The following is a 4765-nucleotide window of genomic DNA, read 5'->3' on the forward strand; positions in this document are numbered from 1 at the left end:
TTTTGAAAACGACTTCCATCTTCCAGTTTTTCCAGTCCAAATTGATGGATTTTCACCGACTCCCCTTCTCAACCCCCCATCAATTCCGAGAGTCTATGTAATATGTTTAGAAATTCAAGGTGACTTGCGCGTCGAAGGCGAAGTCGAGGTACGCCGCGGCTCCACCGAATTCAATCCCGTCGATAAAGTGGCCTTCTTCAAGACCCATCGCATCTACTGTCATCTGACAAGCGATCATGCGTACTTTGGATTCTTTTGCAATTTCGAGAAGCTGCGGTACAGAAGGTACATTCACTTTCTTGAAGCCTTCGGCGAGTCCTGCATTTTCCGGTTTCAACTGGAGCATCTTCTCCGAATCCTTATGAATAATGGATAACCCTTCGAACGTGAAGAATATTCCGACTTCGGCATCCAACGCCGCAGCGGCCGTCGCGATGTTTAGCACTTTATAGGCCGACTCTAATCCCGCAGAAGATGCAATAATCGCTACTCGTTTATTCGCCATGTTTTTGTCCTCCTAAGATGTAGTTGATTTTTACTCGTCTCGCTCCATGGGACCTTCCCATGCAGACATACCCGGTACGACATTTATAACTTTAGAGTAACCTCTTTCGGAAAGCAGTTGGCAGGCAAGATCGCTTCGGGTGCCCGTTCTGCAAACCACGAGATACTCCGCGTCTTTCGGGAGCGTATCGAGCTTTTTCTCTAATTCACCCATTGGAATGGAGATTGCTCCCGGAATGCGATTGAAGCTGTATTCCGCCGGTTCCCGAACGTCCAATACTTTGAAATTTCCGCCATCTTTAAGTTTTAGGCTTAGTTTTTCGTTGCTAATTACATGCGGATGCTTCGTCTCGGGTTTAGTCTCGCTTTCCGAGGACTTCCTCAGGAAGTGACGGTAGATACCGCCTTCTTCCTTCAAACCGATATATTGGTGACCTGTCCGGTTCGCCCAGCTCTGCAAATCGGCCACCGACCCCTTGTCCGTTGCCCTTACTTCGAGCACCTCTCCGGCATTCATTTCTTCAATGGCTTTCTTTGTCTTCACGACCGGCAACGGACAAGCCAAACCTTCGCAGTCTAACATTCGATTCGATTGAATCATGGCTGTCATGTGATGCACTCCTCTCTTGTGTGTATTAAGTGCCTAAGGCTACTTTGCCTTCCCAGTTGGACATTCCCCCGGGCATATTCATTACGTCATAACCTAATTCTTCAAGCAGCTCGCAAGCCAGACCGCTGCGGTTTCCGCTGCGGCATACGATGATATGGGGCTGAGAACGATCCAACTCGCCATGTCGTTGCCCGATTGAACCGAGCGGGAGATGCCTGGCGTTCGGGATATGACCCGAATCCCACTCATCCTGCTCACGCACATCAATAATATTCAGCTTTTCGCCTTTCGCTAAACGTTCTTCGACTTCCTGTGGCAGCATATCTTTAGAATATTTTCCAGCCATATCGCATACCTCCCTAAGTTAGGTTAAAATATCAAGCCAGATTTTGATAACAGTTGCCGTAATCAAAGCCGCGAGAATTCCTTGAAGCAACTTCACGTTCATCTTCTTTCCGACTTTCGCACCAATTGGAGAAGCGATAATGCTGGCGACGACCATGACGGCCGCAGGGACCCAGAGCATATGTCCTCCCATGATTTTACCGGTCGTTGCCCCGATGGAGGAGATGAATGTAATCGCAAGAGAAGACGCAATTGCAACCCTAGTCGGGATTTTGAGCAAGACGAGCATGATTGGTACGGTAATGAATGCTCCGGCCGCTCCGACGATTCCGGATAAGACACCGACTACGGCTGCAGAGACGGAAGCCAATCCCCGGTTGAATGTAATCGTCTTGTAATCTCCGTCCTCGACACCCTTCTTCGGCATGAACATCATCACAGCGGCTACCAACGCCATGACCGCGTAGGTAATATTAATGGCACTGTCCGGAAGAAACTTCGAGCCGTAGCCACCAAGGAAACTTCCGACGACAATGGGAATGCCCATATAGAGAACAAGTTTCTTATTTATGAAGCCGCCTTTACGGTAAGCAAACATCCCGGCCAACGTCGCAAAAAACACTTGAATCGCACTTACAGCTGCAACTTCCTGGGCTGTGAAAGCCAAGAATCCTAAGGCAGGCGGAATATATAGAAGCATCGGATACTTAATAATCGACCCGCCGATCCCAACCATACCCGAGATAAATGACCCTACAAAGCCGATGGCAAACAGAACGAGTATCCACATCATATCTAGATCCATAACTGAAATCCTTTCAACTCTATGACATAATTTCCAAAACCCATTAATACCCTATAGGGTATTAAAAATGATAAAAAAATATAATAGACAAACATTACTTATCATGCACGGCGCAACGGTTCGGTCCCATCTCCATCTCCCGTTGTTCTTCTTCGCTCGGGGCTATTCGTCCCATATTGGTTTGACGAATTTCTTGATATGCGTTCGGCTGCGGCGGAAGGTTCTCCGTCACTACAGATCTAAATTCGTCGTCGCTTTGAATGTTAAGCCCTGGATTGTTCTTAAACAGATCGCCGAGACGAGCAGCAACCTTGCCTCCTACACCCAATTCGGTTACTTTGCCGAAGTGTGCGGGAAGAACTATAAGATCCTCAGATAGATTTTTGTATGTCTCATACAGCGACTTTCTGAGATCTGTTACCCAGTCCTCTGCTTTGCCCGCTAAGTCGGGACGACCGATGGACTCGACGAACAGAATATCCCCGCTAAGCAAATATTGTGCGTCAATGATAAAGGACGTACTACCAATAGTGTGTCCCGGTGAATAGATGGGTTGGATACGAATTTTCGAGTTGCCGACCGTAATTTCTTTCCCTTCTTCCAGTGATTCGAATTCGAAGGTGACTTCCGTTGCGTCCTTTGGCGGAAGCCAGTAAGTCGCTCCGGTTTTCTCAGCTAACAATCTGCCACCGGAAATATGGTCGGCGTGTAAGTGCGTGTCAATCGTGTGCTTGATTATAACACCTTTATCATTAGCGAATTGTTCGAAAACATCGATCATACGCAGTGTGTCGATCATCGCCGCCTCACCGCCCGACAATACCATGTACGACAAGCAGCCCTTTCCAATGCGAACGAATTGGTACAGTTCTCCTCCGTCCTTCAGGTCGCCGACTTTGACGGGCTCTAGGTATTCGCTCCAAGCTTTCATGCCGCCCTTCAGATAATGAACATTCGTTCTACCTGCTTCGGCAATCTGCTCCGCAACGAAGATTGAAGAACCTTCTTTGGCGCAAACCACAAGGATGTCTTTGCCGTTTGGAATCTTATCCAGTTCCTCGTCAACCCCGTCCAACAAGTCGAAATATGGGATATTCAAAATCTCCGTCTTACCGCCTTCAATTTTCCAGTTGTCGAAATCCGAAGTATTTCGAACATCAAGGATAAAAATCTCCTCATGCTCAAGAATTTTCTTCGTCAGTCGTTGAGGTGACATTGCTGGTATTGTAGTTCCCATTATCTATTTCCTTCCTTTCATAATATAATGACTTAGTTTTTCCCTTGTACTACTGATTCAATCATCACATACCCCATAGGGTATTATTTTAAGTAAAATTATATACCCAGTGGGGTATGAATGTATAATACACTGTTCACTTGATGCTGTCAACTAACAATGAAGAAACCTCAGGTATGATTCCTTTACAAATTACCACCATAGAAATAAAAGAACGCTCCAAGTCGGTATCTGTTTTGCTATGGGCTCCGCAAAGTTAGTGGTAAAATGCTTATTGAAACAGCAAAAGAGCCGCCAGGAGTTTGGCGGCTCTATATGATTTTACTTAGGGCTTGCTGAATGAATAAAATCCCTTTATCCACAAGGGATTTGGAGCACTTTTGTCGAAATTGTCTGCAAGGAAAATACGGGAAAACGGTAAAAAACCTTGCAGACGGAGTGAGTGGAAATGTTTGTGCAGAACCGCGACATGGCAGATTTGTTGAAAGATTTTTATGACTCCGGGTTTAATTCCCCGCAGCTTGCTGCGAACTAATTTAGGATTTGCTGTATAATAAGCACATAAAAGCGACATAGAGGGAGCAGCTGTGATTTGAGTCAGTACATTCATAAATCACACAATGTGTCAGTGCTTATGTATCATTTTGTATGCCCAGCAAAATATCGAAGAGCGGTGTTCAACAAGGCAGTAGATGAAACATTGAAAGAAGTCTGTTTGGAAATCTCAAAACGGTATGAGATCGAATTTTTGGAGATAGGAACAGATAAAAATCATGTACACTTTCTGGTACAGTCAGTACCGAGTTACAGTCCTACAAAGATCATACAAACGATCAAGAGTATAACGGCAAGAGAGATATTCAGTCGTCATCCTGAAGTGAAGAAAAAATTATGGGGCGGGCAGTTTTGGTCAGATGGGTACTTCGTAAACACAGTAAGCAAATTTGGAAGTGAAGTAACAGTACGGAACTACGTAAAGCAGCAAGGCAAGGAAGACGAGTACGAGCAACTTCATCGAGGAGATGAAGGAGAACAGTTGGTATTGTTCTAAAGTGAGCGAAGCGAATTAGTAATAAAAAGTGAGCGGAGCGAATTAGTAAGATTAGATACCCCGCAGCTTGCTGCGGGGAGCTTCATTCTTCCCTTTGGTGGCAAGCTTAACGCGATGAATCGTTGGGTCCAGCTCGCTGCCCTCATCCCATGGGATCGAGCGGAGGAGAAGTACGTCAAATCGCTACAGTCTCAGCACATTGGCCAAAAGGCG

General features: G+C 45.9%; 6 protein-coding genes and 1 pseudogene. 2 read left to right on the forward strand and 5 right to left on the reverse strand.

What is annotated here, in order from left to right; genetic code table 11:
• Window positions 1-106: 106 nt before the first annotated feature.
• The 5 genes from ACESLK_RS29755 to ACESLK_RS29775 form a co-directional block, all read right to left on the reverse strand.
• Window positions 107-505, reverse strand: coding sequence for a DsrE/DsrF/DrsH-like family protein (locus tag ACESLK_RS29755; protein ID WP_373233475.1), 399 nt, complete (start codon window positions 503-505; stop codon window positions 107-109).
• Window positions 506-535: 30 nt separating this feature from the next.
• Entirely contained in the window at window positions 536-1105 is a 570-nt protein-coding gene (locus ACESLK_RS29760) for a sulfurtransferase TusA family protein (RefSeq protein WP_373233481.1), read from the reverse strand.
• Between the two features lie 34 nt (window positions 1106-1139).
• Window positions 1140-1460 (reverse strand): rhodanese-like domain-containing protein, encoded by a 321-nt coding sequence (locus tag ACESLK_RS29765; RefSeq protein ID WP_373233476.1) that lies wholly within the window; start codon window positions 1458-1460, stop codon window positions 1140-1142.
• An 18-nt stretch (window positions 1461-1478) separates the two neighbouring features.
• Window positions 1479-2264, reverse strand: a complete 786-nt coding sequence (locus ACESLK_RS29770; RefSeq protein ID WP_373233477.1) for a sulfite exporter TauE/SafE family protein — start codon at window positions 2262-2264, stop codon at window positions 1479-1481.
• 94 nt (window positions 2265-2358) lie between these two features.
• Entirely contained in the window at window positions 2359-3501 is a 1143-nt protein-coding gene (locus tag ACESLK_RS29775) for an MBL fold metallo-hydrolase (RefSeq protein ID WP_373233478.1), read from the reverse strand.
• Between the two features lie 592 nt (window positions 3502-4093).
• Between ACESLK_RS29775 and tnpA the strand changes: the two genes are divergently transcribed.
• Both tnpA and ACESLK_RS29785 read left to right on the forward strand, forming a co-directional pair.
• Window positions 4094-4552, forward strand: coding sequence for an IS200/IS605 family transposase (gene tnpA, locus ACESLK_RS29780; RefSeq protein WP_373233479.1), 459 nt, complete (start codon window positions 4094-4096; stop codon window positions 4550-4552).
• Between the two features lie 21 nt (window positions 4553-4573).
• Window positions 4574-4765, forward strand: a pseudogene (locus ACESLK_RS29785) (hypothetical protein); the annotation flags it as partial.

Origin of the sequence: Cohnella sp. (genome assembly GCF_041640265.1) — a bacterium.
Classification (GTDB): domain Bacteria; phylum Bacillota; class Bacilli; order Paenibacillales; family Paenibacillaceae; genus Cohnella.